Here is a 24,205-nt window from a genome sequence, read left to right as displayed (position 1 = left end):
AGGGAGGGTGATGGCTGCCAGGCCACGTGCTCAGGGCACATCGATCGGTCGAAATTGTAGTGTCATGCACCACCGTCTTTGTCGACGGTCTCACCCCCGGCCTCTTCGGCGCCCACTTGCCGAAGCTCGTCGAGCCTCGTCGCCATGGACACCCGAAAGAAGTTCTCGTCTTCACGCCACGAGTGACCGAGGAGCGTGCGGATGCGCTCGAGACGCTGAATGACGGTGTTCGGGTGATAGTTGAGGGCGCGGGCAGCCTTGGTCGGGCTTCCTTCGTTGCGCACGAGGGCGCGCAGGGTCGCAGTGAGATCGGTGTCCTTGTCGCGATCGTAGGCGAGTACCGGGCCGATCACGTCATCGATGAACTGATGAAGTGATTCCGGATTTTCGCCGAACAGAACGGTGTACGGCAGATACGACGCCGTCGTGACCGCGCCGTCGGTCTTGCCCAACGCCGAGAGCAGGCGAGCAGTACGCAGGGCAGAGGTGAAGCGCGCCGGGAGGTCTTCGGGACGCTCCGCCGTTGCCGGCGCAATCACCACGGCGTGAGGTCCCACCGAACCGGTGATCTGGCGGTGAACGACGGTGGCCGCGGCTGCCGGGTTCCCCGAGCGCGAGACCACCGCGATCAATCCGGCGTGCTGCGACGCCAAAGCCCCGACCGGCAAACTCTGCCCGATTGCGCGGAGCGCAGCGGTGCGGAGTTCCGGAGCAACCGACACCACGAGGACGGTATCGAGTTCGCCGAGGGAGATGCCGAGGTTGCGGGTCCGACGTTCGAGATCGCGCCTGCGCTCGGGCGCAGTGCTCAACAGATCGGCGACCAGTTCGTCACGTGCGCGCCGATCCGCTGCTGCCGCCGCCGTGTGTTGCAACACGAGGATCGCAGTAACCTGAGCGGCCCGTTCCACGGTCCTGAGTTCGACAGGTCCGATCGGCGCGTCCGAACGATTCAGCAAGATGGCCCCGAGGAATGATTCGCCGGCGGTGATGGCGCTGACGAGTTGGATCACGGTTTCACTGTCATCGGCGACAAACGTGCATCGGCCGCTTCGGCGACTCTGGTCGATGGCCTCGGACACGGCGCGAGGTAGAGACAACGGCACCGTCGTGATCTGCTCGCCCGAGGATTTGACCAGAGGGCGTAGCTCACTGTCGACCACGACGGTGCCGCGCTCGAGTGCGCTGCTGAGGGTTCGTGCAACCTGGGCGTATCCGCCGCCACGGAGAACGGCGTGGATCAGATCCTGGTGGACGATGTTCGACTTGTCGCGCGCGGACACGTGCTCCCGCAGTTCGTCGAGTGCTCGCCCGGTCTCGGCGGCGGATTCCTCGGCGAGGTCGAGCGCCCGCGCGGTTTGCAGGACCACCGAGGCATGATCCGCCAGCGCCGAGAGCAGGGCTATCTGATCGGCAGTAAATCGTCGTTCCCGGCGGTCGGCGGCAAACAGGACTCCGAGGATCTGGCCGTCCGAGAGCATCGGCACGCCGAGAATCGCCACCAGACCTTCGGCGACTATCGCGGCGTCGACCACCTCGTCGTGACGCGACTGCGTGTAGTCGCTGTAGTTCTGAACCCATTGGGCTGCTCGAGATTCGGCAATCGCACTGACCAGTCCCGCGCCGGCAGGAACCTGCAAATGCTGTAGCTCCGGCGAGACGGCGCCTGCTGTCTTTCGAACATTCAGATCTCTGGTGACCACATCGAACTCGGAGAGGTACGTGACGTCGGTGCCCATGATGTCGTGTGCTCGGTTGACGAGTCGCTGGAGCAGAGTGTCCACGTCGCGAACTTGCGCGAGTTCACGCGCACTCGAGTAGAGGACCGCCAATTCGTTCTCGCGACGGCGCAGTCGGCGGAATTCCGACCGACTGGCCCGGATGCGGGCCGCGGTCTGCGTGATCTCCGTTGCGCCGAGGCCGAATTCGGAAAGTACCTGCTCGACATGTTCGTCACCGACGGAGTCGGACGTCACGTCGAACAGCGCGGCAATCTCGTTGGGTTCCGAGTCGGAGTCTGAATCAGGGGCGGTCACACCGAACAAACTACAGACCTGCGGACCTACCGAACTCGTCGAGCGGCGGGGATGTGTGACTGTTGTTGACTTCTAATGCATTTCGATCCGTACCCGCGCCTCCCTGTTCTTCGTGCAGTCTGTCCATGTCCTTCTCGAGCGCGCTGACCTTTGTCTCGAGGGCGAGAACTTTGCGGTTCAATGCTTGGATGCTCGCCATGCAGACGCCGTTTGCATCGACGGCCGAGATCCGACGGGTGTTGGATCCCAGGCCGAAGACTGCGGCAAAATCCTGTGCCATCGGTCCGAGATGACGGATCGACTTGTGGTCGAAACCGTAACTCCACGTGCTGATTCGGAGAGCCGTCAACCGGTCGAGCACGTCCTGGGCGCTGGTGGGAACGGCTGCGTCTGTGTCCACGCCGCGGCGACGTGTGGCGTGCGAGAGCACCCACTGCGCGGGGTGGCGCATCGCCGCGTTGACCCGAGTGCTGACCCGAGTGTCCAAATAGTCAGTGCGCTCGCCCTCGTCAGGCGGTGAGGTCACGTCGCGCAGTTTTGACGGTCTTGTCGCTCAGCAGAATTCCCGCTCCCGCGCCCAGTAGTCCGAGGCCGATTCCGACAGCAGCGCTGCCGAGGCCCAAAGCAATTCCCAACATGATTCCTCCAAAAATTGTGCGGTGAATTGAGGGGCCAGGTGTCCGACGAAAGTGCTGCCGACCTGCTCCGCGCTCATCTTTCACATTGCTCCGCCGTGCGGGCGATGACAACCCGTCTGGACCGAATTTCTCGTGGAAAACACAGGCGTGCAACACTGGGTCAAGAACTGCTGGGTCATCGGCGCCTTGTCGGCGCCGTACGGGCGGCAGTAATCAAGTAGCCATCGACCGATCTCTAACGCAGGTTTATCTGCGCGCGGCAACGATGACCAGGCAAAAGGGTGGCATGTGAACGAATCGAGCAATGGCTTGTTTTCCGACCTCAGCGCGTCGGAGCCCGTTGTCGACGCAAAAAGCGCCGAGCAACTGGCGGCCGAGCGTGAAACTGCGGAAGCAGAACGCTCGAACACCGACACCGCTGAACAGCGGCAGTCACAGCTGTTCAGCGGTTAAGCGCGTCAGGACTCCTTGATTACCGACAGAACATTGCCGGCTGGATCGGTGAACCACGCGATGTCGGGGCCGTTGCCACGCATGATGCCTCGCGCATCCTGGGGGAATCCGTCGTATTTCAGAAACTCCACGCCACGTGCGGTCAGTTGATCGACGGTTGTGTCGATGTCGTCGACGACGAAGTTGAGAATCGTGTACGTCGCCGCTTCGTGATTCGGTTTGGGATAGACGAGGATTTCGGTTCCGCCGGCAAGATGTAGCCGAATCAGCCCCATGTCTTCATCGGTCACTTTCAGCCCGAGTATTTCGCCGTAGAACTTCTTTGCAGCATCGATGTCTGTCACCGAAAATCCGCTGAATGCTTTGGTGTCCGCAAGCATGACTGTCTCCGTTCCTAGCTGTTGTCGGACTAGGTGGGTATGGAATCCGTCATTCCGGATTCCATGTCGGCCCTGGCTTCCTCGCTGAACTCGATGATCTGAACGTAGTTTCCGTCGGGGTCGATCGCGGTGGCGAACAAACTGCCCCCGCGGACTTCGAGCGGAGCGTGCCAGTTTCCGCCGAGTGCGTCGATGCGCTGTGCGATCGACCGGGCGTCGTCGGTCTCGACGTTGAGGAACATGCGACCCGGCTGGGGGTTTGTCTCACCGACGTCGTCGCGTCTGTCGAGCATTACGTAGAAACCGTTGAAGTCGAGGACGTCGTAGCCAGGGTCACCGGGAGTCCGGTCGACCTTCGGGGCGAACGCCTCGGCGTACCAGTCGCGCAAGCGTTCGGGGTTGGTGCTCGAGAGCAAAATGCTGCTGATGCTGGATCCGGACATGGGTCCTCCTGCTGTCGGTCGTTACTGTCGTCGGCAATCGAGGCTCTGGCCAGATCACCTCCCAGATACAGACTTCCCGCAGCGGCGAAACTCATCGCGGCTCAGATGTGTTCCGACACCATGATCGCCGTCGTCCCTGGTTCGAGCGCCCGAAAGATGTGCTCCTCGTCGCCGGGATAAGCGAGATAGTCGCCCGGGCCGAGCTCGATCGGATCTGCAGTGGGCCCGACCTCCGCTCGCCCGGTGCCGATCACAACGTGTTCGGTGGTGCCGCGCGCATGCGGAGTCGAAATACGCGGCTCGCCCGGTTCGGCGACTATGCGATACAGATCGCGTCGTGCGTTCGGTGGGCTCGGCGCCAAGAGCGTCGCGATGTACGACGCGTTTGCCGACGCAATTGCGGGACCTTCTCCAGCTCGAATCAATTGAACGGTCTGTGCCTGCGAGTCGACGAGTTGTGAGAACGGCACACCCAACGCGTTGCCGAGTGCCCACAGTGTTTCGAGGCTCGGGTTCCCGAGGCCGGATTCGAGTTGGGAGAGTGTGGATTTGGCGATGTCGGCGCGCCGCGCCACCTCCGAGAGGCTCAAGCCTGCTCGGGCACGTTCGCGTTTGAGTGCGACGGCGACCAGTTTCTGAGGAGTCTCCGCTGTGTCCGTTTCATTACTGGTCATCGTTCGATTCTCCGATCGGTCGTTCTACTTGACGAACGGTGTCACTTCGTTCAACATAGAATACATGCGTTCTTTATGGCGAACAGTTGATCGAGACACGGTTCGGGTGAGCGTGCTGATCTGGCTCTCCGTGGCCATCGTCGGTGTGTCCTACGGTGTGACGGCAGGATCGGCTGGATTCTCGTTGTGGCAGCTTTCGGCGTTGGCTGTACTCGTTCTGGGAGCGTCTTCGGAGTTCTTGTTCATCGGAATCATCGCAGCCGGAGGCAGTGCCACCGCTGCTGTTGTGGCGGGCTTGTTGATCAACTCACGTAACTTCGCCTACGGGATGTCCGCAGGATCATTTCTCGGCCGGGGTCGCTACAAAGATTCAGGCTGGCGCAGTATGGTCGGCGCGCACCTGGTCAACGACGAAAGCGTCGCGGTCGCCATGGCGCAGGGATCGGTGGAGCGTAAGCGTGCGGCTTTTTGGTTCTGTGGAATCGGGATCGCGGTGTCGTGGCCGATCGGAGCGCTGCTGGGCGGGTTGCTCGGCAGCGTCGTCCGAGACCCCGGCGTGTTGGGATTGGATGCCGCGTTTCCGGCTGTCATTCTGGCCCTTGTCTTGCCTGCGCTGAAGGAAAAGGTGACGCTGCTTGCCGCCCTGATCGGTGCAGCAGTCGCGGTGGCCACGTCGCCGTTCCTGCCGCCCGGTACCGCGCCGCTCGTAGCGCTGCTGAGTATCGCGGTGACGATACCGTTCCGGGAGAAGGTTCGATGAACACCGCGTCGGTCTGGATCGGTATTGTCGTGTTCGCTTGCGGCTCTTACGCTTTGCGGGCAAGTGGCGTTCTGCTCCGCGCTCGGGTGAAGCTTTCGAGCTTTGCCGAGAAAACCCTCGATCGTGCTGTCGTGGTGCTGCTGCTTGCAGTGGTTGCGACATCGACGATCTTCATCGGGCATGACGTTGCAGGGCCGGCGCGGATGCTCGGCGTGGTGGCCGGAGGCATCTGCGCCTGGTTCAAGGCGCCGTTGGTACTAGTGGTGATTGCCGCGGCCGGCACTACTGCATTACTACGGCTGTCAGGGGTGTCGTAGAGCCGATTCGGTGCGCGTTGAATGTGTGGTCGAATTCAGGCGAGTGCGGATGCCGTCGATGAACAGGTCCAGGCCGAACTGGAAGCGCACTGTCGGATCGCCGTCGAGGAGGTCCTCGTCGGAACCGCCGCCGATCACCTCGGGGGAGTCGGGGGAAATGGGTGCTCGGGTAAGTGCCCCCATTTCTTCCATCTGCGCTCGGGACTGCTCGTCGACGGTGTGGCCGAGCACGTAGTACAGCAGGGCGTACGCCGCGAGTTGGGCATGCTCGCGTGATAGCCCGGATTCTTCGCCGGCGTGTACGAAGTGCTCGCGCACCTTGCTGCTTGTCATCCGCGAGGCGAAGGTGGCACTGACCAACTCGGCGCCGTCGCGGTGCGCCAGCAGGGCAGACCGAAGTCTGTGTGCCAGTTCGGAATACGCGTCTTGCCATGTCTCTGCGTCTACGGGAGTGTCGAGGTCTTCGAGGATCTTGTCGACGACCGCACCGAGCAAGGTCTGCTTGTTCGGGAAGTGCCAGTACAGGGCGCCGGGTTGGACACCCAGTGACGTTGCGAGCCTGCGCATCGTGAGGTCGGCAAGTCCGAACTCGTCGAGTATCGCCATGGCGCCGTCCAGCACGTCGCCGCGTCGCAACTGCACTTGTTGTTCCCCTCGTTTCGTCCCGCTGTGGACCGCTCGCGATCGGATGTCGATCGGACCCGCCTTTGACAGTATTCCACCACGTCTCTAACGTGAACACCGTTCAACTTGTACGGTGTTCAATTTTGCTGGTTTCGAAGGAGACGTCTGTGACCCCGCCCCCGATTAGCACGGCCCCTGCGACGGTCGACATCCTCGACCAGGCGCGCGAGCAAGTTCTCGAAAGAGGAGTTGGCCTGACCGAAAGCCAGGTGCTCGACGTACTCCGACTCGACGACGACAGGCTCGAAGACCTGCTGGCTCTCGCCCACGATGTGCGTATGAAATGGTGTGGACCGGAGGTCGAGGTCGAGGGCATCATCAGCCTCAAGACGGGCGGTTGCCCCGAGGACTGCCATTTCTGCTCGCAGTCCGGACTCTTCCAGTCGCCGGTTCGCGCGGCCTGGTTGGACATCCCGAGCCTGGTGGAAGCTGCCAAGCAGACTGCGAAGTCGGGCGCTACCGAGTTCTGCATCGTGGCCGCCGTCCGCGGACCTGACGCCCGGTTGCTCGCTCAGGTGGCCGCAGGTATCGAGGCGATCCGCAATGAAGTCGACATCCAGATCGCCTGCTCGCTCGGCATGCTGACCCAGGAACAGGTCGACCAACTGGCCGCCATGGGTGTGCACCGGTACAACCACAACTTGGAGACCTCGAAGTCGCACTTCCCGAACGTCGTGACCACACACTCGTGGGAAGAGCGGTGGAACACGCTTCGGATGGTTCGCGAAGCAGGCATGGAAGTGTGCTGCGGCGGAATCCTCGGTATGGGTGAATCATTGGAGCAGCGTGCAGAATTTGCCGCGAACTTGGCTGAACTCGAGCCGGACGAGGTCCCGCTCAACTTCCTCAATCCGCGTCCCGGCACCCCTTTCGGGGATCTGGATGTGCTGCCCGCCAGCGAGGCGCTCAAGTCCGTGGCGGCATTCCGTCTCGCGCTGCCCCGCACGATCCTGCGCTTCGCGGGTGGACGCGAGATCACTCTCGGCGATCTGGGTGCCAAGCAGGGCATCCTCGGCGGAATCAACGCCGTCATCGTCGGCAACTACCTGACCACCCTCGGGCGTCCCGCCGAGAAGGATCTGGATTTGTTGGTGGATCTGCAGATGCCGATCAAAGCACTGAACGACACTCTGTGAGCACTCCGGTGACCGAGGAGCGGTACAACCCGTTCACCGGGCGTCGGATCGTCGACGGTGTCGACGATCCGACGCCGACTGCGGCGTCGATGGGGCTAGAGCCGCCTCGCTTCTGCGAGCAGTGCGGGCGCCGCATGATCGTTCAGGTCAGCCCTGACGGATGGTGGGCGAAATGCTCCCGACACGGTGTCGTCGACTCGATCGACGCCGCCCGCAGGTAGCGTCACTCTGTGTGATCTCTCTTCGGCAGACTCGTCTGCGCACCGCGATCGTGATCGCCGCAACCACTGCGGGCGTGAGCGTGCTCGTCGGTGTGGTGTGGGCGTTCTTGGCTCCGGCCGAGCATCTGTTGGTGGTGTCCGAGGGGCGCGGCGTCGCGTTGACGGGTGAGAGCCTCCATCAGTTCGACGCGAGTGCTGTGTTCATCTGGCTGGCACTGATCGTCGGTGTGCTGTCGGCAGTAGCGGCGTGGTTGGCGCGTCTGAGTCGAGGCCCGTATGCCCTGGGCGGGTTGATAGTCGGCTCGGCGGCAGGTGCCGGACTGATGGCACTCGTGGGTTCGGGCGTGACAAAACTGCGTTTCCCCACCGCCGACAATCCGGCGGTCGGGGAGATCATCGCGCGCGCACCGAACATCGGCACGTTGCTTGTGCTTCTGTTTCAGCCGCTCGCGGCGTGCGTCGTGACTTTGGTTCTGGCAGTGCTCAATCCGTACGACGACCTCGGTGTGGGGGACCACCCGGAATCTGGGGATCCGGAATCCGGGGATCCGGCCACCGAGGCCGAACAGACCGACGACGAGGTCCAGCCGAAACTCCCGTAGCCGTTGCTTCTATACAGCCGACGCTTCTCTATACCGCCGACGTCGACGGGCGGTTCGCTGCGGACTTCATTCGCACGTCACCCAACAGTCGACCCGAAATCAACGCTCCCAACCGGCGGGTTGCGAAGCGAGTGCTGATCGAGGACACCCAATTCGGCAAACCTGATACGACTGTCGGCGGTGCGTTGCGTCGATCCAGTGCCCGGAAAGCTGTATCCACCACCTGAGTTGCTGTCTGCATGCGCCCGACCGCAGCATCTTCGGAGCCGACGACGTCGAAGAACTCGGTTCGTGTCGGGCCGGGGCACACCGCCAATACGGTCAATCCGCTGCCGCGAGCTTCTGCCCAGAGTGCTTCGGTGAAGTTGAGTACAAAAGCCTTGGACGCGCCGTAGACGGCCATGCCAGGGGTCGGCTGGAACGACGCCGTGCTCGCGATGTTGACGAGCGCTCCGCGTCCGCCCAGGAGATCAGGCAGGAAGGTGTGCGTCAGTTCGACCAGTGTGGCGATGTTGAGCTGAATTTCGGACGTGACGCGCTCGAGATCTTCGTCCACGAATGCTCCGTGTGTTCCGAAACCGGCGTTGTTGATCAGCGAGGTGACGGTGATGCCACGGTTTCTCAGCTCCTGGTGCAGTGTTGCGCCGACGCCGGGCGCCGCCAGGTCGGCAGGCAGAACTGTGACTGTGATGCCGTGGGCGACGCGGAGTTCGGTAGCGAGGGCTTCGAGGCGATCTGCCCGCCTGGCGACGAGAACCAGATTTGCACCGCGAGCGGCGAAGCGGTGAGCGAATTCCACTCCGAGCCCAGCGCTGGCTCCGGTGATGAGGACGGTGGTTCCGGCTACGTCGATGGCCATGGTGGCTCCTTCGGTTCGGGTGATCCCAAATGTAGGCACTGACACCATAGTTGTCAATGACAACATTTTGATATGGTGCCACCATGCCCGCCCACGAACAGCCGTACCACCACGGCAGCCTGCGACAGGAACTCCTGGCGTCGGCTGAAGCGACCCTCGAGCGAGATGGCGTCGACAAGTTGTCGCTGCGGCAGCTTGCGCGCGAGGCGGGCGTGAGTCACGCGGCCCCTGGCAAGCATTTTCGCGACCGTCAGGCTTTGCTCGACGCCTTGGCTGAAAGCGGATTCCATCGGATGACCGGTGCGCTCGAGCGAGCAGTTTCGGAGGCGCCGCCGACCGCGAGAGCCCGGTTCTCCTCGCTCGCCAACGCCTATGTGGATTTTGCGCTCGAGCATCCGGGCCTGTTGTCTCTGATGTACAGCAACAAGCATGCACCCGGTGCGGCCGAGACTGTCGTGAACGCGGGGCACGCGACGATGGACCTGACCGTTCGGCTCGTATCGGAAGCGCAGGCTGCGGGTGACATTGCCGCCGGCGATCCGGAAAGTATTGCGCTGGTTGCCTTTGCGACGTTCCATGGCGTCGCGACGCTGGCCGCGGGCGGAATGTTGGGCGACGTGCCGGTCGGCGATGTGGTGAACGCGGCCTCGACGGTCTTCTGGGCGGGATTGTCTCGATCTGCCTGATGTGTGGGGCGCGGAATCCCCAGAGTTCTCACAGAACCGACACAAGGGAGCCACAAGATTGCGGACTTACATGGGAGTCAAGAAGTTTGATTCCGAGTGGAGGTTTCGCAATGAGCGTTTCTGAGATCGCCCCGAACAGGGGAGTTGTACTTGTCACGGACATCGGATTCGAGCACGGTGCGCGTATCGCCACCGAGTTTCTCGACGCCGGTTGGAGCGTGGCGGTCACCGCGCGGACGGTGACAGAATTGGTGCGCATCATGGCGGGAAAACCGACCCATCGCTTCTTTGCGATAGTCGCTGATCCGACGGATCGTTGGCAGGCCGATCGGATTCTCGATCGGGTGACGACGCGGTTCGGCGCAATCAATCGGGTCATCGATCCGGCCGGCGCGGTGAACTCGGCGTGGCTGCAACGCGGAAGTTTCGAAGCCGTTGCCTGAGAACCTGATCGACGTCAGCTCGGGGGACGCAGTGCCGCGAACTCGTCGGTGACTCGCAAGGTGGAGTCGGTGAAGCGGTACAGGGCCGGTGGGCGTCCGCCCGACTTGCCGGACGGTGCGGTGTTGCCGGTGGGAGTCAGTACGCCTCGGCGACCCAGTACGCGTTGCAAGTTGGTTGCGTCGACTTGGTAACCGAGTGCAGCGCAGTAGATTTCGCGCAGTGTCGACATCGCGAACTCTTCGGGAGCCAGCCCGAATGCGATGTTGGTGTAGGAGAGTTTTGCAGCCAGTCGATTACGCGCGTGCCGTACGACGGTTCCGTGGTCGAACGACATCTCCGGCAGCTTCGAAACGGGGTGCCAGGCCGTGTCGGGTGGAAGTTGTGGGTCGGCGCTGAGGGGAACGAGTCCGAGGAAGGTCGACGCGATGCGGCGCGGGCCCGGCACTCGTTGTGGATCACTGAAGACGGAGAGTTGCTCGAGGTGGGCGACCTTTCGTAGGTCGACCTTCTCGGCGAGGAGTCGTCGAGCGGAGGTCGTCAGGTCCTCGTCGTCGCGCAAAGTGCCCCCGGGCAGTGACCATGTGCCTTTCTGTGGGTTGAGTGCGCGCTGCCACAGCAGCACGGCCAACTCTTCACGCCCTTGTGGGCAGTGATCGCCGTCACCTGCGGCGATGCTCGCGGGGAAGGTGCGAACTTGGAACACCGCTGCAAGCACTTCGTGGGTGGTGTTACTATTGGGCACGTTTTCGATCCTAAGTCGAAAACCTCGAATACGGAAATCCGGGCCAGCCCGTCCGGATTTGAACTGGGTGACGAGCCCGGGTTCACGGTGAAGGAGAACGCCATGACGACCACGACGTTATGGGAGGGATCGGCCTCGCAGATTCACGACGGCCCCGGCGGATACAACGGAGTCGAAGCGACCCCCGAGTGGGCCGCTGAGATCAAACGTCTGGCTCGCGAACGGGGCGCGACGATTCTTGCGCACAACTACCAGCTGCCTGCGATTCAGGACGTCGCCGATCATGTCGGCGACTCCCTGGCGCTTTCGCGAATCGCTGCCGAGGCGCCCGAGGACACGATTGTCTTCTGTGGTGTGCACTTCATGGCCGAGACCGCGAAGATCCTGTCGCCGTCCAAGACCGTGCTGATCCCGGACGAGCGAGCCGGCTGCTCTCTGGCCGACTCGATCAATGCCGAGCAGCTTCGTGAGTGGAAGGCCGACAACCCGAACGCCCTCGTCGTGTCCTATGTCAACACCACGGCCGAGGTCAAGGGTCTCACCGACATCTGCTGCACGTCGTCCAATGCCGTCGACGTGGTCAACTCGATTGATCCCGACCGGGAAGTTCTCTTCCTCCCGGACCAGTTCCTCGGAGCTCACGTCAAGCGCGTCACAGGCCGCACCAACATGCAGATCTGGGCCGGTGAATGCCACGTCCACGCGGGTATCAACGGTGACGAGTTGACGGCGAAGTCCAAGGCTCACCCCGATGCCGAGCTTTTTGTGCACCCTGAATGTGGTTGCGCTACTTCGGCTCTGTACCTCGCCGGTGAAGGCGCGGTCCCCGCGGACAAGGTCAAGATCCTCTCCACCGGCGGAATGCTCGACGCTGCCCGCGTCACCAAGAGCAAGCAGGTTCTGGTCGCCACCGAGATCGGGATGCTGCACCAGTTGCGCAAGGCAGCGCCCGACGTCGATTTCCAGGCCGTCAACGACCGCGCGTCGTGCCCGTACATGAAGATGATCACGCCTGCCGCGTTGCTTCGCTGCCTTCTCGAGGGCAAGGACGAGGTCCACGTCGATCTCGAGATGGCCAAGCGTGCACAGAAATCGGTGCAGCGCATGATCGAGATCGGTAATCCGGGCGGCGGCGAGTGACCAGCCCTGCCGGGCGTTTCGCCTGGGAGGCTCATGCCGACCTGGTCGTCGTGGGAGGCGGTGTCGCGGGCCTCACCGCTGCGCGCACCGCTTCTCTGCGGGGGCTGAAAGTACTCACGGTCAGCAAGGGTGGTCCGACGGACACCTCGACTCAGTACGCGCAGGGCGGCATCGCAGTCGTCGACGATCTGAATACGGATTCCGTCGAGTCGCACGTTGCGGATACGTGTGAGGCCGGCGTCGGCTTGTGCGACGAGGAAGCCGTCTATTCCATCGTCGAAGCTGGTCACGACGCAGTTGCGGCGCTGGCCGCGTTGGGTGCGGTCTTCGATCGCGGGCGAGACGGCGAGGTGTCGCGCACCCGCGAGGGTGGGCACAGCACGCGTCGGATCATCCATGCGGGCGGCGACGCCACGGGCGCGGAAGTGCAGCGAGCTCTCAACGCTGCCGGCCTCCCCGTTCTGTTCGGTGCAGCGGCAGTTCAGGTGGTGACCAACCGGCGCGGGGTGTGTGGACTCATCGTCTCCTCGCCGGAAGGGCTCGGAGTGATCCATGCGCCCGCGGTACTGCTCGCTACCGGTGGACTCGGTCAGCTGTATGCCTGCAGTACAAATCCGCCCGGTGCAACTGCCGACGGAATCGCGTTGGCGCTCGAAGCAGGTGCGGCAATTGCGGATCTGGAATTCGTTCAGTTCCATCCGACGGTCCTCTTCACTCCGGGTGGAGTAGGTCGCCGGCCCTTGATCAGTGAGGCGGTCCGCGGCGAAGGTGCGATTCTTGTCGACACCAACGGCGATTCGGTCACCGCAGGTGTTCATCCGCTGGGTGATCTCGCCCCGCGTGACGTGGTCTCGCGCGCAATCGCAGCACGCCTACGAGATCTCGGCACCGATCACGTCTACCTGGACGCCCGCAAGCTCGACGGCTTCGATTCGCGGTTCCCGACCATCACCGCATCCTGTCTCGAAGCGGGCATCGATCCACGCACCCAACTCATTCCGGTCGCTCCGGCCGCGCACTACTCGTGCGGTGGAGTCGCCACCGACGTCCATGGACGAACGGGAGTGCCTGGACTCTACGCAGCCGGCGAAGTGGCTCGCACGGGATTGCACGGCGCGAATCGTCTTGCGTCCAACAGCCTTCTCGAGGGTTTGGTGGTCGGGGAGCGTGCCGGAATCGCAGCTGCCGAGCGTCGCGAGGTTCATGCCGAAGTGGTCAACGTGGTGCGCAAGCTGATGCCGATCCTCCCACGAGAGACTGTGCAGTCCGTCATGACAGCACACGCGTCGGTGGTTCGCGACGGAGGCGGTCTCCTGACTGCGCGAGCCGCGCTTGCCGACGCCGATCAGACAGTGGCGGTGGCTGCTGGGGACCTCGAAGACGCGGCGCTCACACTGACCGCGACAGCGTTGGTCGATGTAGCCGTGGCACGAACCGAGAGCCGAGGCTGTCACACCCGCACCGACTATCCTGAAACAGATCCGAATCAGCGTCGCAGCACTCGGATCAAGATGAGTGCCGATGGAGCGCTCGAAATACCAGACATGTTGTTGACAGGAGTTCATTGATGACCGAGCAGAAGATCCTGCCCGCGCCGCTCGACCGTGACGAACTGCTCACGTTGGTCAGGCTCGCTCTGGACGAGGATCTGCGCTATGGCCCCGATATCACTTCCACCGCAACGGTTCCCGCCGATGCAGTCGCGAAGGCCTCGGTCGTCTCACGCTCCTCGGGTACTGTCGCCGGCATCGACGTCGGACTGCTTGTTCTCGACGAGGTGATCGGCGCGGGTAACTACGAGGTCGTTGATCGGGTGGCCGACGGAACTCGGGTTGCGCCAGGTCAATCGGTGCTCACCGTCGTCGCGCCCACCCGCGGCCTTCTCACCGCAGAGCGGACGATGCTCAACCTCGTCTGCCATCTCTCGGGAATCGCCACGGCGACGTCACAGTGGGTCGACGCCATCGCCGGCACTCATGCCAAAGTGCGGGACAGCCGAAAGACACTGCCCGGACTACGTTCTCTGCAGAAATATGCAGTCCACGTGGGCGGAGGCGTCAACCACCGCATGGGATTGGGTGACGCGGCGTTGATCAAGGACAACCACGTTGCCGCTGCCGGTTCGGTGGTCGCAGCACTTCGTGCGGTCCGTGAGCTCGCCCCGGACATCGAGTGCGAAGTTGAGGTCGACAACCTCACTCAGCTCGACCAGGTGCTGGCAGAAAACGTGGAACTTGTTCTGCTGGACAACTTCCCGCTGTGGCAGACGCAGATCGCGGTCCAACGCCGAGACGCTGTTGCCCCCGAAACCAAGCTCGAGTCATCCGGTGGTCTCACCATCGACGTTGCCGCAGAGTACGCCCGAACCGGCGTCGACTACCTCGCTGTAGGTGCCTTGACGCACTCGGTGACAGTGCTCGACCTCGGGCTCGACATGTAGGTGCCGCTATTGCTCGGCGTCCAGCATTTGCGGGACGGCCGAGCGAAGCGCGCTTGTCACGGTTGCGACCGCCGGGTGAGCGTCGGAGCCCGCTCGGTGTGCAATCTTGGTCCTTCGTCGAATGGGCATCGGCGTCAGGCGCACTCCGAGTGGCGGATGGATTGCTCCGAGTTCCGGGACCAGCGAAACGCCCTGCCCTGCAGCGACGAGGGCGAGAACGGTGGCGAACTCGTCGATGTGGTGTCGCACTTTCGGGGTGAACCCGGCCGCTTGGCACGCGCGAATGGTCATTGCATGACAAGCAGTTCCGGGGATCGCAGTAATCCAGTGCTGCTCCACGCAGTCGGTCAGCGCGGTAATGGTGCTGTCGGGATCTGTAGCGGTGTCGTTCGACGCCAGATAGACCGATTCGCTGCACAGAGGCAACGCTGTCAGGCCCGGTTCGCTGGGACGAGGGACGAAGTCGTAGTCGTGAATCAACGCCAAGTCCAGATTCCCAGCTCGTAGGGCGTCGGCGACGTCCGCTGGGTCGATCTCCGAAACCATCGGTTCCAACCCGGGATGCTCGCGAGAGAGGGCGATCAATGCCGGCGGGAGGATCGCCCGTGCGGCGGTCGGGAACATTCCGATGCGCAGCGGCCCCGCCAGTCCACGACGCGCGTCGACCAATTCGCCCGACGCCTGTTCCAGGCGTTGCAGGATGACTTCGGCATGACGTGCGAGGTTCTCACCGGCCGGCGTGAGGCGGACGCGACGGCCTGTTCGTTCCAGCAGCGGCACGCCGGCTTCACGTTCGAGGACGGCCAATTGCTGCGACACCGCGGAGGGACTGAACGACAGCGCCTCGGCAACGGCAACGATGGTTCCGCGCAGCGCTAGTTCGCGCAATAGCTTCAGTCGACGAACATCGAGCATCAGCTCAGCTTACGCTCGACGATGGAAATGCGAACTAGACCTACAAGGTCTGTTCGGTGAGGCTGAGTTCTATGACTACGACTCGAGTTGACCTGGCCGGAATCCATGTACCACTGATCACGCCCTTCGAGAGCGACGGTCGTATTGCAACCGACGCACTCGAACAGCTTGCGCACCAGGTCCTCTCCGAAGGTGCGGTCGGACTCGTTGCACTGGGGACTACAGCGGAAACCGCAACCCTCACCGAGCAGGAGAGAGTGACCGTTCTGGATATCTGTGCGAGCGTGTGCCGTGCGAGAGGTGCGACGTTGATCGTGGGCGCGGGTAGCAACGACACGGCGGGCAGTGCGCAGGCGCTCGGGAGGCTGACTCGGTGGCCTGACGTCTCGGCGGCCTTGGTGCCGGTTCCCTCCTTCACGAGGCCGTCGAAAGCCGGTGTGGTGGCGCATTTCGCGCATCTGCAGTCGTCGAGCCCCGTGCCGCTGATCGTCTATCACGTGCCGTACCGAACTGCGTGCGATCTGGACAGCGGCACTTTGCGGGAGCTGGGTGCTTTGCCCGGGGTTGTTGGTGTGAAGTATGCCGCGGGCGGTATCGACGCAGCTGCCGTCGAACTCTTCGCGGATCTTCCGGACGACTTCGCCGTGCTGGCGGGGGATGATCTGTTTCTCGCGCCGCTTCTGGCCTTGGGTGCGTCAGGCGGAATCTTGGCGTCCGCTCATCTGTCGACCGCCGAGTTCGTGCGCCTGGTGAAGGCTTGGGACAGTGGAGATGTGGACAGTGTTCGCGATCTTGGACGACGGTTGTCGACGCTGTCAGGAGCTCTCTTTTCCGAATCGAACCCGACTGTCATCAAAGGCGTGTTGCATGCATTGGGGCAGATTCCGACTCCCCATGTGCGACTGCCGTTGCTACCTGCGAGTGACGAATCGGTAGCGCGGGCGCTCGAGGTCTACCACTCTTGACTCGAACGGGTGTTCGAGTATTGTTGGGGGTGGGGATCGGGGGATTCAATGAGTGTCTTGTTGTCGGATGTGGTGTCGGGTTCGGCGGTGGGGTTGCGCGGACGTCTGTGGCGGTTGTCTGCTTCTGAGTTGCGTGCTGCTGCGGTGTCGGCGAGTGCGGAGATTCTTCGTCTCGAGGCTGTTCGTGTGGCGGTGGTGGACGAACTCTCGATGCGTCCTGATGATCAGGTGATTGCGAGCCGCGGGGTGGGTTGCTGGTTGGCGGCGAACACGATGCTGCAGGTTCGGGACGGGAAGAAGATCGCCGCGTTGGGTGCGGCGCTTCGGCCCTTTCCGGCGGTGGCTGCCCGCTTTGATGTCGGGGATTGCTCGTTCGAGCACGCGGTGTTGATCGTGGCGTTCTGCGAGTCACCGCCGAAGGGGATGCCGGAGGAAGCGCTACCGAAGTGCATCGATTTGTTGTTGGCTGCTGCTTCGGGCGTGGAGTCGACGACGACGAAGGTGCGGAGTGTTATCGCGACTTTGGAGCGAGTGTTCGAGTCCGATGAGATTCCGCCCGCCGAGGATGTGGATCGGAATGAGTTGCGGATCGCGTCGACGTTGAATGGTCGGGTGGTGGTGCGCGGTGATTTCGATGCTCTCACCGGGGAAATGTTGTTGTCGGCGTTGTCGAATCTGACGATGCCGACCCCGGCACCGGATGGAACTCCGGATTCTCGGTCGGCGGCGAAACGCACGGCGGATGGGTTCACCGAACTGATCCGCCGTTACCTGGACTGCGCCAAAACCGGTGTCGATGGTGGCCAGCGTCCGCATGTGAACGTGCACATCAACGCCCGCGACCTGGCGGAGCATCGGGATTGCGCCGCACCCTCGCCCGATGGTGTTGGAGTGGCTGTGTCGGATCTCGATGTCGGGCACATGCCGTGGCTCGGACCACTGTCCGTGTCGCAGACCAGACTCCTCGGCTGCGATTGTTTCCTCTCCACTGTCCTGCTCGACGACCACGGCGCACCGTTGGATGCGAAACCCGGAAAGCGATTAGTGTCCGCGGAGCAGCGAGTGGCGTTGATCGCCCGAGACAAGGGGTGCGCGTTCCCGGGCTGCGCGTGCGTGCCCGCGTGGACGGATGCGCACCATATTCGGCACTGGGCCAACGGCGGCCCGACGGTGATGAACAACCTTGTCCTGCTGTGCCGTTCACATCACCGGCTGATGCACCGCAAGTCCGGGTTCGTCGGGAAATGGGTGATCCGCATCGGCGTCGACAACAAACCGTGGTTCATCCCGCCGCCCTCGATCGACCCGCAGCAGCACCCGCGATCGGCGAACACCACATTCAAAACCTGACTGAGTGGTGAGACCCGTTCAGATACACAACTTCACGTCGATAGGCTTCAACTCGGAGATACATCCGGGTTGGGGCCTGGAGGCCGTGTTGTTGTGAACGGCTGCAGATATGGGGGAGGTCATATGGTTGTGGACGTTGTGCAAGCGGTCGAGAGCGATGGGCCGGAGATTCTGGCGCTGCGGCACGCGGCAGAAGACTGGTTGGCAGAACGCGGAATCATCCAGTGGCGCCCACGCGAAGTGTCTGTCGAGCAGGTCGGGGAGCAGATTTCGAGAGGGGAGTTCTTTGTTGCGCGAGACCGGGCGCAGTTAAGGATTGTCGGCGCCCTGCGGTTGATCTGGTCAGACCCCGTGGTCTGGCCCGATTCGAACGAGCCTGCCGGCTACGTGCACGGATTGGTTATCGATCGAGAATTTTCGGGCACCTCGTTGGGCGAACGCTTACTCGTCTGGGCCCATCGACGGTCCGCGGGGGAGGGCGCGCAGTACTTGCGGCTCGATTGTGTCGAAACGAACGTGCGGTTGCGCCGCTACTACCGAGACGCGGGTTTCGCCGAGGTAGGGCGTCGTGACTTCGGAGATGTTGTCTACAACGGTTGGTTCAGCGTCGTGCTGTTCGAGCGTTCCCTGACCTGATTCATTCACAGCAACTTTCCAGCCGGCTCCCAGTGCCGCCGGGGTTGAAAGCGCGATCGTTGGCAGGACATTAACTCGTGAAGGGACTTCCTGATGACCGCCGTTCTGCATCCGGCCCCGCCTCAGCGGCCGGCACCAACTGCCCATCGAGCCGAGCCCTCGCCGTCGTGGTTCCGCACTCGCCGTACAGGATTGGCGCTGACGATCCTGTTGGCAGCAACGGCGGTCTTGTATTTGTGGAATTTGACCGCGAGTGGCTACGCCAACACCTTCTACGCTGCGGCAGCGCAGGCCGGCTCCCAGAATTGGAAAGCGTGGTTCTTCGGTTCCCTCGATACCTCGAATTTCATCACTGTCGACAAACCGCCCGCTTCATTGTGGGTCATGGGTCTGTCCGGACGAATCTTCGGATTTTCGAGTGCCAGCCTTCTTGTTCCGCAGGCGTTGATGGGCGTCGGATCGGTTGCGCTCGTGTATGCGGCCGTCAAACGAGTGGCGACGCCGGCTGCGGGTCTTGTGGCGGGAGCTGTGTTGGCAGCTACGCCCGCTGCCGCCCTGATGTTCAAGTTCGACAATCCCGATGCATTGCTTGTTCTGCTCATGACTCTCGCCGGCTACTTCGTGATTCGCGCCATGTGCACGGCGGTGGGTCGACGAGCCGCAATGTGGGTGGCGCTCGCCGGAGTCGCGCTGGGCTTCGCTTTTCTCACCAAGATGTTGCAAGGGCTGATGGTGTTGCCTGCATTTGGTGCCGCGTATTTGATTGCCGGACAGGTGCGCTTGCGGACTCGCCTGTTCCACCTGGTGATCGGTACTGCGTCCGTTGTCATATCGGCTGGGTGGTGGGTGTTGGCAGTGTGGCTGTGGCCCGCTGATTCTCGCCCGTACATCGGCGGATCGACCAACAACAGCGTCATGGACTTGGTACTGGGATACAACGGATTGGGTCGACTTTTCGGGAACACCGGTGGCGGAATGTCCGGTGGTAGTAGTGGAATGGCTGGTGGCAGTGCAGGTTCCAGCTTTGGGGGAAGTGCCGGACTCGATCGGCTGTTCGGCAGCGAGATGGGTATCCAGATTTCCTGGCTGATTCCTGCGGCACTGATCGCGTTGGTGTTCGGACTCCTCGCCCGTGGGCGTGCACCGCGCACAGATCTTCTCCGTGCGTCGTTGATCCTGTGGGGTGGTTGGTTTCTCGTTACCGGCCTGATCTTCAGCTACATGTCCGGAACGATCCACCCCTATTACACAGTTGCGCTGGCGCCTGCTGTTGCGGGGATGATCGGCGTCGGTGGATACGCCCTGTGGTTGGTGCGTGCCCGCTCGATCGGACGCTGCGGCTTGGCGGCGATGATGCTGGCCGCAGGAATTTGGAGCTGGGTGTTGTTGCACCGCAATGCCGAATGGCTGCCGATGCTGAAGTGGATTCTGTTGGCGGGCACTGTCGTCGGCGCGATCCTCGTTCTGGTGGGAGCCAAGGGTCGATTTCGCAAGCTCGCTGTCGCTGGATTGATCATCGGTTCGTTGGCAGGGATAACCGGTTCGGCGTCTTACGCGATTGCCACTGCCGCAACAGCGCATGGTGGGTCCATCCCGACGGCAGGACCAACCGGCGCCGTGTCCGACTCGGGAATGGGCGGGGGAGGAGGCATGGGTGGGGGCCAAGGGCAGGGAGACGGTGAGGCTCTGCCGAACTCTGATGTCGCGAGCAGTAATCCGACGGCGAGTGGGCCAGGAACAACGAGTGGGCCAGGAACAAGCAGTGGTAGCGAAAGTACTTCCGAGTTGACGGCAATGTTGGTCAATGCGGGCACCACGTGGTCGGCCGCGACCAACGGATCGCAAAGCGCAGCAACCTACGAGTTGACCAGCGATACTGCGGTGATGGCGATCGGCGGTTGGAGTTCTGATCCCGCACCGACGCTGGACCAGTTCATCGCGTACGTGGCAGACGGCGAGGTCCACTACTACATCGCCAGTGGCCAGGGCGGAAGCCCGAAAGACAGCCAAGGCGGGGACAGTACGTCGAGCGCTATTCAGGAATGGGTCGAAGCGAATTTCTCGTCGACAACGGTGGGAAATTCCACGATCTACGACCTCAGCGGGTATGTCGGATAGCGACGTAGTTGTTGTCGTAGGCAATGATCGAGAAATGTCTGGGCGCACCGCACACGAGTCGAACCGTCGCCGCGAGCAATGGACCTGGCGCGACGGGCTGGTGATCGTCTCGATCGTCGCATTGGGAACTGTTGTCGCAGCGGTGACGAACGAGGGCACGGGCACGTCGATTCCCGGCTGCGAGTCGATGGAATCGCCAGGTCCGCCGGTGCGCATCAACTACGGTTTTACCGGTGAGCCCGGTTATGACGACCCGGACTATCCATGGTTCTCGGGACCGAAGGCCACCGCCATGAGCGACGCACTACTCGAATCGTTGCCTTCCGATGTCGACGTTGCATTTGCGAGTCCATCGAAATCGCTCGAGTTTGCGCCGATCCAGAATTACCGGGGCGTTTCGTTTCCCGACGGGGTCGACCCGATCGAGTTCAGCGGTTCGACGTCGGCGAAGGGAACCTTGACTCGCGTCGGGCGGACTGCGGATATCTCGGTTCAGGTTCGTGCATGGGATCAGCCGGTGCCACCGTGCCTGGAGGGGCTGGTGGATCGGCGGGAGTATCTCGCGAACGGAACAGTGCTCGATATCTCAGATTTCGAGGACAGAGCAGATTTCGAAGACAAAGACGGTTCGGAAGTCGGGGGCGAGCGCGGTGTAGTCGCGTATCTCGGTGACGGATCCAGAGTTGTTGCGAGCATCGACACGTCGACCGGCACTTCGACGGATACTGGTCCGCTTTTGACGATGGACGAACTGATCGCGGTCGCGACAGCGCCCGGGCTCGCTGTGACTGAGCCGGTCCCAGACTCGACGCCGCCACCGATGGCATCCTGCTACACCGATTCCGTGAATGCCGGTCCACCTGCGACGCGCATGAATATCGGCCGACTGAATCAGTTGCTCGATGCACGTTGGAAGGATCTCGGCGCGGAAGAGGTCACTTTGGAACGCCCGCTCGGTTCGCTGGTTCCGGATGACTACGGACGGGGAGGGGCGTGCGAACGAATCGTCGTCTCGACATCGGACGGCCGCGGTGATGTCGAAATATCGATTGGTACGGCCGTCCCGGAACCAGGCGCGATCCTGAAATTGCCCAACGCCACCACGGTGACTCGCCTGGTCGATCCCGATGGCTCGGGCGATGACACGGTCCGGGTTGTTCACCCCTCCGGCGAAACAGTAGTGGTGACCCAGTTCGTGACATCGGCTGGCTTCACATCGGCGTCGCCTTTGACGATCGAACAGCTCGAGTTCATCGCAACGACTCCAGGATTGTTGATTTCGCGGTAGTAGTGGACGCGTCTCGGTTACCGTGTCGCGAATGGCAGCGGAAATTGGTCGGTGGCGTCTGTTGATTTGCGTAGTAGGCATGGCTTCCTCGATCGGGCTCGTGGGATGCACAGTCGATTTGGAGCAATCGTCACCCTCGCGGGAGACACCAGTCGGTGGTCTTTCTGCAGGTTCAGAGTGCCCAGGCGACCCCATTGTGGAGGCGGCATTGGCTGACGCACTGCGCTCACGAGCATCCGAGTTACCTACTGGATTGACGGTCGGCGGCGGGTCGTTCGATAGTGAATCGCGAAATGTCCGCCTCGATCTTTGCGTCGTGGATACCGACCCGCGCGACTCGGCTTCGTTGACCGCCCGGGCCATTCAGGCTTCGCCTCTTGGTGATTCGGTGAGCTCGATGGTCGTCCAAGTCCGCGAGACGAATGGGTCGGCGACGACGGTGACGTGTGCCGACTTCACAGCGCACGACTTCTCGGGCGAACCTGCGGCGACGCGGAATGCGTGGGTGTAGGCATCAGCTGGCAGAATCGGAAGTCAATGTTCTTGTTGTCGAGTGACCTCGGAGGCTCAACGAATGGGCGATGCCAGCCCTGCTCGCGGTGACGACTTCTCCACGTGGTTCATTGACCAGTTCTCCGTGTACTGGCAGTCCGGTGGTGGAGCTCGCATCGAGGGACGCATTGCGGGCTATTTGTTGATCAGCGAGTCGCCAGGGGTCAGTGCCGAAGAGTTGGCGCAGGCACTGGGCGCCAGTCGCGGATCGGTGTCGACTTACATTCGCCGGTTGATCGACCGGGGGTTCGTCAAGCTCACGCGCAAGCCTCGGGATCGGACTCACTACTACGTCATGGATTCCGACGTGTGGGGCGGATTCCTCGAAACAGAGCACGTGTATCTCGAGAATCAACGCAAACTCGCGACTGAAGCACTGCAGTACGCAAATCCCAACGGCCCCGCCTACATTCGTGTCCTCAACATGCGCGATTACATGGGGTGGATCATCGACAATCGAATGTTGAGTAGCGAGTGGATGCGATTCAAAGCCCAACGCGACGGCAAGAAGCCCGCATCCGAATAGGACGCGGGCTTCTCGATCGCGCGATGCTGATCTACATCACTTGTTCAGCTTTGCGATTGCCTCGTCGATCATCGGCACGTAGCGCTCGAGCGACCAGGGCACGGTCAGCGGGTTGATCATCGAGGAACCGGTGACGAAGGGCTGCTCGGTCGGAGCGATGACAGTTCCCCGAGTCACAGCGGGGATGGCCTGGTAGGCCGGCTGCGCTTCGATCTCGGCCCGATTGGCCGGGTCCGAGTAGAAGGTGAAGAGCAGGTCGGACTTGTCGAGGAGGTTTGCGTTCTCGAGGCCGATGACGGCGGAGTCTGTTCCTTCAGATTCCGTCAAGGTGTAGACGACGGGATCCACCTGCAAGCCGAGTGCGCGGACCATGGCCACGCGCTGCTCTTCGGCGAAGAAGACGCCGAGGGTTCCTGGGCCCGTGTTGTAGATGAAGGAGAAGCTGACGTCGGCGTAGTTCGGATGTGCTGCAGTCGATTCCGCGAACTGCGACTTGATCTTGTCGATTTCGGCTGTCGCCTTCTCGGATTCGCCCATGGCTTTGCCGATGACGTTGATTTGCTCTTCCCACGTGATGGTCCACGGGCTCTCGGCGTAGGCGACGGTCGGCGCAAACGCGTTGAGTGAGTCGAACTGCTGCTGGGTGATGCCGGACCAGGGGGCGAGGATCAGGTCGGGCTCGAGCGCGATGATCGCTTCGATGTTGAGGTCGGTGCCGCCGGTGAACTGCTCTGGCAGTTCGCCACCCTGCTTCGTGACCGCTTCGTGCACCCACGGCAGATATCCGGTGTCGTCGCTGCCCCATGCGTACTTTTCGACGCCGACGGGGATCGTGCCGAGCGCGATCACGGTCTCCGCCGACCCCATGCCGAGGGTCACGATCCGCTCAGGCTTTTCGGTGATGACGGCTTTTCCGAGCGCACTTTCGATAGTGACGGTTTCGAAGTCGCTGCTGCTTGATTCGGTTGCAGTGTCGTTGTTACTGCATCCGCCGATTACCAGGGCGGCAATGACCAATCCACTCAGCGCCACAGTTCGGCGAAGTGAGCGCACACGGGCGTATCGCATGGGGAACCTTCCGTTGTCGATGCGCCGAGGAGTGAGACTCCGACGGATCGCAGCCGACGGCCGGTTCCAGGCGCGTCAGGAAGCATAGGCTAGCCTTCATCAAAGTTTCAAATCTGTTGAAAGTTCACTAGC

General features: G+C 62.3%; 28 protein-coding genes. 17 read left to right on the top strand and 11 right to left on the bottom strand.

Annotation, left to right across the window (positions count from 1 at the left end):
* Nucleotides 1-62 precede the first annotated feature (62 nt).
* Genes QM596_RS19660 through QM596_RS19650 form a run of 3 tightly spaced genes read right to left on the bottom strand, consistent with a single transcriptional unit; the run spans nucleotide 63 to nucleotide 2,674 of the window.
* A complete protein-coding gene (locus QM596_RS19660; RefSeq protein ID WP_283309726.1) occupies nucleotides 63-2,036 on the bottom strand; it encodes a helix-turn-helix domain-containing protein in 1,974 nt (657 codons plus the stop codon).
* A gap of 10 nt (nucleotides 2,037-2,046) precedes the next feature.
* Nucleotides 2,047-2,562, bottom strand: a complete 516-nt coding sequence (locus tag QM596_RS19655) for a tail fiber domain-containing protein (RefSeq protein WP_283309725.1) — start codon at nucleotides 2,560-2,562, stop codon at nucleotides 2,047-2,049.
* Nucleotides 2,546-2,674 (bottom strand): hypothetical protein, encoded by a 129-nt coding sequence (locus QM596_RS19650; protein ID WP_021333694.1) that lies wholly within the window; start codon nucleotides 2,672-2,674, stop codon nucleotides 2,546-2,548. Before QM596_RS19650 ends, QM596_RS19655 begins: the two co-directional genes overlap by 17 nt.
* Nucleotides 2,675-2,962: 288 nt before the next feature.
* Between QM596_RS19650 and QM596_RS19645 the strand changes: the two genes are divergently transcribed.
* Nucleotides 2,963-3,127: a hypothetical protein gene (locus QM596_RS19645; protein WP_176450600.1), complete on the top strand. Its 165-nt coding sequence runs from the start codon at nucleotides 2,963-2,965 to the stop codon at nucleotides 3,125-3,127.
* A gap of 5 nt (nucleotides 3,128-3,132) precedes the next feature.
* Here QM596_RS19645 and QM596_RS19640 read toward each other — a convergent pair whose 3' ends face one another.
* From QM596_RS19640 to QM596_RS19630, 3 genes are all read right to left on the bottom strand, one after another.
* Nucleotides 3,133-3,507 carry a VOC family protein gene (locus QM596_RS19640; protein ID WP_019748818.1) on the bottom strand — a complete coding sequence of 125 codons (375 nt, stop codon included), beginning with the start codon at nucleotides 3,505-3,507 and terminating at the stop codon, nucleotides 3,133-3,135.
* Nucleotides 3,508-3,536: 29 nt separating this feature from the next.
* Nucleotides 3,537-3,950 carry a VOC family protein gene (locus QM596_RS19635; RefSeq protein ID WP_283309724.1) on the bottom strand — a complete coding sequence of 138 codons (414 nt, stop codon included), beginning with the start codon at nucleotides 3,948-3,950 and terminating at the stop codon, nucleotides 3,537-3,539.
* 101 nt (nucleotides 3,951-4,051) lie between these two features.
* Entirely contained in the window at nucleotides 4,052-4,624 is a 573-nt protein-coding gene (locus QM596_RS19630; RefSeq protein WP_020908036.1) for a helix-turn-helix domain-containing protein, read from the bottom strand.
* A gap of 64 nt (nucleotides 4,625-4,688) precedes the next feature.
* Here QM596_RS19630 and QM596_RS19625 point away from each other — a divergent pair, with 64 nt between their 5' ends.
* Complete coding sequence (locus tag QM596_RS19625) at nucleotides 4,689-5,384, top strand: AzlC family ABC transporter permease (protein WP_283309723.1); 696 nt, start codon at nucleotides 4,689-4,691, stop codon at nucleotides 5,382-5,384.
* A complete protein-coding gene (locus QM596_RS19620; protein WP_047890052.1) occupies nucleotides 5,381-5,701 on the top strand; it encodes an AzlD domain-containing protein in 321 nt (106 codons plus the stop codon). The genes QM596_RS19625 and QM596_RS19620 overlap by 4 nt, the downstream gene beginning before the upstream one ends.
* Here QM596_RS19620 and QM596_RS19615 read toward each other — a convergent pair.
* Nucleotides 5,687-6,343, bottom strand: a complete 657-nt coding sequence (locus tag QM596_RS19615) for a TetR/AcrR family transcriptional regulator C-terminal domain-containing protein (protein WP_020908033.1) — start codon at nucleotides 6,341-6,343, stop codon at nucleotides 5,687-5,689. The genes QM596_RS19620 and QM596_RS19615 overlap by 15 nt on opposite strands.
* Before the next feature lie 164 nt (nucleotides 6,344-6,507).
* Here QM596_RS19615 and bioB point away from each other — a divergent pair, with 164 nt between their 5' ends.
* Genes bioB through QM596_RS19600 form a run of 3 tightly spaced genes read left to right on the top strand, consistent with a single transcriptional unit; the run spans nucleotide 6,508 to nucleotide 8,344 of the window.
* Entirely contained in the window at nucleotides 6,508-7,521 is a 1,014-nt protein-coding gene (bioB, locus tag QM596_RS19610) for a biotin synthase BioB (protein ID WP_024487821.1), read from the top strand.
* Nucleotides 7,518-7,742: a biotin synthase auxiliary protein BsaP gene (bsaP, locus tag QM596_RS19605; RefSeq protein ID WP_019748812.1), complete on the top strand. Its 225-nt coding sequence runs from the start codon at nucleotides 7,518-7,520 to the stop codon at nucleotides 7,740-7,742. The genes bioB and bsaP overlap by 4 nt, the downstream gene beginning before the upstream one ends.
* Nucleotides 7,743-7,753: 11 nt before the next feature.
* Nucleotides 7,754-8,344, top strand: a complete 591-nt coding sequence (locus tag QM596_RS19600; RefSeq protein WP_019748811.1) for a DUF2567 domain-containing protein — start codon at nucleotides 7,754-7,756, stop codon at nucleotides 8,342-8,344.
* Between the two features lie 28 nt (nucleotides 8,345-8,372).
* On the opposite strand, the gene QM596_RS19595 is transcribed toward QM596_RS19600, so the two are convergent.
* Nucleotides 8,373-9,203, bottom strand: coding sequence for an SDR family NAD(P)-dependent oxidoreductase (locus QM596_RS19595; RefSeq protein WP_046378681.1), 831 nt, complete (start codon nucleotides 9,201-9,203; stop codon nucleotides 8,373-8,375).
* Nucleotides 9,204-9,286: 83 nt separating this feature from the next.
* On the opposite strand from QM596_RS19595, the gene QM596_RS19590 reads away from it, so the two are divergent.
* Both QM596_RS19590 and QM596_RS19585 read left to right on the top strand, forming a co-directional pair.
* A complete protein-coding gene (locus tag QM596_RS19590) occupies nucleotides 9,287-9,889 on the top strand; it encodes a TetR/AcrR family transcriptional regulator (RefSeq protein WP_046378680.1) in 603 nt (200 codons plus the stop codon).
* 110 nt (nucleotides 9,890-9,999) lie between these two features.
* The gene (locus QM596_RS19585) at nucleotides 10,000-10,332 is read left to right on the top strand and encodes an SDR family NAD(P)-dependent oxidoreductase (RefSeq protein ID WP_047890048.1); all 333 of its coding nucleotides are present in this window, start codon (nucleotides 10,000-10,002) and stop codon (nucleotides 10,330-10,332) included.
* 14 nt (nucleotides 10,333-10,346) lie between these two features.
* Here the strand turns inward: QM596_RS19585 and QM596_RS19580 are convergent, their stop codons facing one another.
* A complete protein-coding gene (locus QM596_RS19580) occupies nucleotides 10,347-11,075 on the bottom strand; it encodes an NUDIX hydrolase (protein ID WP_007733069.1) in 729 nt (242 codons plus the stop codon).
* A 102-nt stretch (nucleotides 11,076-11,177) separates the two neighbouring features.
* Here QM596_RS19580 and nadA point away from each other — a divergent pair, with 102 nt between their 5' ends.
* From nadA to nadC, 3 genes are read left to right on the top strand one after another with little or no spacing between them, the layout of a single operon-like run.
* Complete coding sequence (nadA, locus tag QM596_RS19575; RefSeq protein WP_020908027.1) at nucleotides 11,178-12,215, top strand: quinolinate synthase NadA; 1,038 nt, start codon at nucleotides 11,178-11,180, stop codon at nucleotides 12,213-12,215.
* A complete protein-coding gene (locus QM596_RS19570) occupies nucleotides 12,212-13,783 on the top strand; it encodes an L-aspartate oxidase (protein WP_283309721.1) in 1,572 nt (523 codons plus the stop codon). Before nadA ends, QM596_RS19570 begins: the two co-directional genes overlap by 4 nt.
* Entirely contained in the window at nucleotides 13,783-14,655 is an 873-nt protein-coding gene (gene nadC / locus QM596_RS19565; protein ID WP_003941805.1) for a carboxylating nicotinate-nucleotide diphosphorylase, read from the top strand. The genes QM596_RS19570 and nadC overlap by 1 nt, the downstream gene beginning before the upstream one ends.
* Nucleotides 14,656-14,661: 6 nt before the next feature.
* Here nadC and QM596_RS19560 read toward each other — a convergent pair whose 3' ends face one another.
* Entirely contained in the window at nucleotides 14,662-15,570 is a 909-nt protein-coding gene (locus QM596_RS19560; RefSeq protein WP_283309719.1) for a LysR family transcriptional regulator, read from the bottom strand.
* Nucleotides 15,571-15,641: 71 nt separating this feature from the next.
* Here QM596_RS19560 and QM596_RS19555 point away from each other — a divergent pair, with 71 nt between their 5' ends.
* From QM596_RS19555 to QM596_RS19530, 6 genes are all read left to right on the top strand, one after another.
* Nucleotides 15,642-16,535, top strand: coding sequence for a dihydrodipicolinate synthase family protein (locus QM596_RS19555; RefSeq protein ID WP_283309718.1), 894 nt, complete (start codon nucleotides 15,642-15,644; stop codon nucleotides 16,533-16,535).
* Nucleotides 16,536-16,583: 48 nt separating this feature from the next.
* Entirely contained in the window at nucleotides 16,584-17,885 is a 1,302-nt protein-coding gene (locus QM596_RS19550) for an HNH endonuclease signature motif containing protein (RefSeq protein ID WP_283309717.1), read from the top strand.
* A gap of 123 nt (nucleotides 17,886-18,008) precedes the next feature.
* Nucleotides 18,009-18,521: a GNAT family N-acetyltransferase gene (locus QM596_RS19545; RefSeq protein WP_283309716.1), complete on the top strand. Its 513-nt coding sequence runs from the start codon at nucleotides 18,009-18,011 to the stop codon at nucleotides 18,519-18,521.
* A gap of 93 nt (nucleotides 18,522-18,614) precedes the next feature.
* Nucleotides 18,615-20,639, top strand: a complete 2,025-nt coding sequence (locus tag QM596_RS19540) for an ArnT family glycosyltransferase (protein ID WP_283309715.1) — start codon at nucleotides 18,615-18,617, stop codon at nucleotides 20,637-20,639.
* 34 nt (nucleotides 20,640-20,673) lie between these two features.
* Nucleotides 20,674-21,927, top strand: a complete 1,254-nt coding sequence (locus tag QM596_RS19535) for a hypothetical protein (RefSeq protein WP_283309714.1) — start codon at nucleotides 20,674-20,676, stop codon at nucleotides 21,925-21,927.
* A gap of 574 nt (nucleotides 21,928-22,501) precedes the next feature.
* The gene (locus tag QM596_RS19530; RefSeq protein WP_020908019.1) at nucleotides 22,502-23,005 is read left to right on the top strand and encodes a GbsR/MarR family transcriptional regulator; all 504 of its coding nucleotides are present in this window, start codon (nucleotides 22,502-22,504) and stop codon (nucleotides 23,003-23,005) included.
* A gap of 36 nt (nucleotides 23,006-23,041) precedes the next feature.
* Here QM596_RS19530 and QM596_RS19525 read toward each other — a convergent pair whose 3' ends face one another.
* Nucleotides 23,042-24,073 carry an iron-siderophore ABC transporter substrate-binding protein gene (locus QM596_RS19525; RefSeq protein WP_283309713.1) on the bottom strand — a complete coding sequence of 344 codons (1,032 nt, stop codon included), beginning with the start codon at nucleotides 24,071-24,073 and terminating at the stop codon, nucleotides 23,042-23,044.
* Nucleotides 24,074-24,205 lie beyond the last annotated feature (132 nt).

The organism is Rhodococcus sp. IEGM 1406 (genome assembly GCF_030056745.1).
Lineage (GTDB): Bacteria > Actinomycetota > Actinomycetes > Mycobacteriales > Mycobacteriaceae > Rhodococcus_F > Rhodococcus_F erythropolis.
The sequence above is the reverse complement of the archived record's forward strand: the minus strand, read 5'-3'. Positions and strand labels throughout refer to the sequence as shown.

Excerpts from the sequence above, each read along its gene's own strand:
- nadC (WP_003941805.1), top strand. The coding sequence starts at position 13,783 with ATGACCGAGCAGAAGATCCTGCCCGCGCCGCTCGACCGTGACGAACTG.
- QM596_RS19650 (WP_021333694.1), bottom strand. The coding sequence starts at position 2,674 with ATGTTGGGAATTGCTTTGGGCCTCGGCAGCGCTGCTGTCGGAATCGGC.
- QM596_RS19640 (WP_019748818.1), bottom strand. The coding sequence starts at position 3,507 with ATGCTTGCGGACACCAAAGCATTCAGCGGATTTTCGGTGACAGACATC.
- QM596_RS19585 (WP_047890048.1), top strand. The coding sequence starts at position 10,000 with ATGAGCGTTTCTGAGATCGCCCCGAACAGGGGAGTTGTACTTGTCACG.
- QM596_RS19540 (WP_283309715.1), top strand. The coding sequence starts at position 18,615 with ATGACCGCCGTTCTGCATCCGGCCCCGCCTCAGCGGCCGGCACCAACT.
- QM596_RS19525 (WP_283309713.1), bottom strand. The coding sequence starts at position 24,073 with ATGCGATACGCCCGTGTGCGCTCACTTCGCCGAACTGTGGCGCTGAGT.
- QM596_RS19560 (WP_283309719.1), bottom strand. The coding sequence starts at position 15,570 with ATGCTCGATGTTCGTCGACTGAAGCTATTGCGCGAACTAGCGCTGCGC.
- nadA (WP_020908027.1), top strand. The coding sequence starts at position 11,178 with ATGACGACCACGACGTTATGGGAGGGATCGGCCTCGCAGATTCACGAC.
- QM596_RS19555 (WP_283309718.1), top strand. The coding sequence starts at position 15,642 with ATGACTACGACTCGAGTTGACCTGGCCGGAATCCATGTACCACTGATC.
- QM596_RS19530 (WP_020908019.1), top strand. The coding sequence starts at position 22,502 with ATGGGCGATGCCAGCCCTGCTCGCGGTGACGACTTCTCCACGTGGTTC.
- QM596_RS19625 (WP_283309723.1), top strand. The coding sequence starts at position 4,689 with ATGCGTTCTTTATGGCGAACAGTTGATCGAGACACGGTTCGGGTGAGC.
- QM596_RS19595 (WP_046378681.1), bottom strand. The coding sequence starts at position 9,203 with ATGGCCATCGACGTAGCCGGAACCACCGTCCTCATCACCGGAGCCAGC.
- QM596_RS19590 (WP_046378680.1), top strand. The coding sequence starts at position 9,287 with ATGCCCGCCCACGAACAGCCGTACCACCACGGCAGCCTGCGACAGGAA.
- QM596_RS19535 (WP_283309714.1), top strand. The coding sequence starts at position 20,674 with ATGTCTGGGCGCACCGCACACGAGTCGAACCGTCGCCGCGAGCAATGG.
- QM596_RS19545 (WP_283309716.1), top strand. The coding sequence starts at position 18,009 with ATGGTTGTGGACGTTGTGCAAGCGGTCGAGAGCGATGGGCCGGAGATT.
- QM596_RS19630 (WP_020908036.1), bottom strand. The coding sequence starts at position 4,624 with ATGACCAGTAATGAAACGGACACAGCGGAGACTCCTCAGAAACTGGTC.
- QM596_RS19635 (WP_283309724.1), bottom strand. The coding sequence starts at position 3,950 with ATGTCCGGATCCAGCATCAGCAGCATTTTGCTCTCGAGCACCAACCCC.
- QM596_RS19620 (WP_047890052.1), top strand. The coding sequence starts at position 5,381 with ATGAACACCGCGTCGGTCTGGATCGGTATTGTCGTGTTCGCTTGCGGC.
- QM596_RS19550 (WP_283309717.1), top strand. The coding sequence starts at position 16,584 with ATGAGTGTCTTGTTGTCGGATGTGGTGTCGGGTTCGGCGGTGGGGTTG.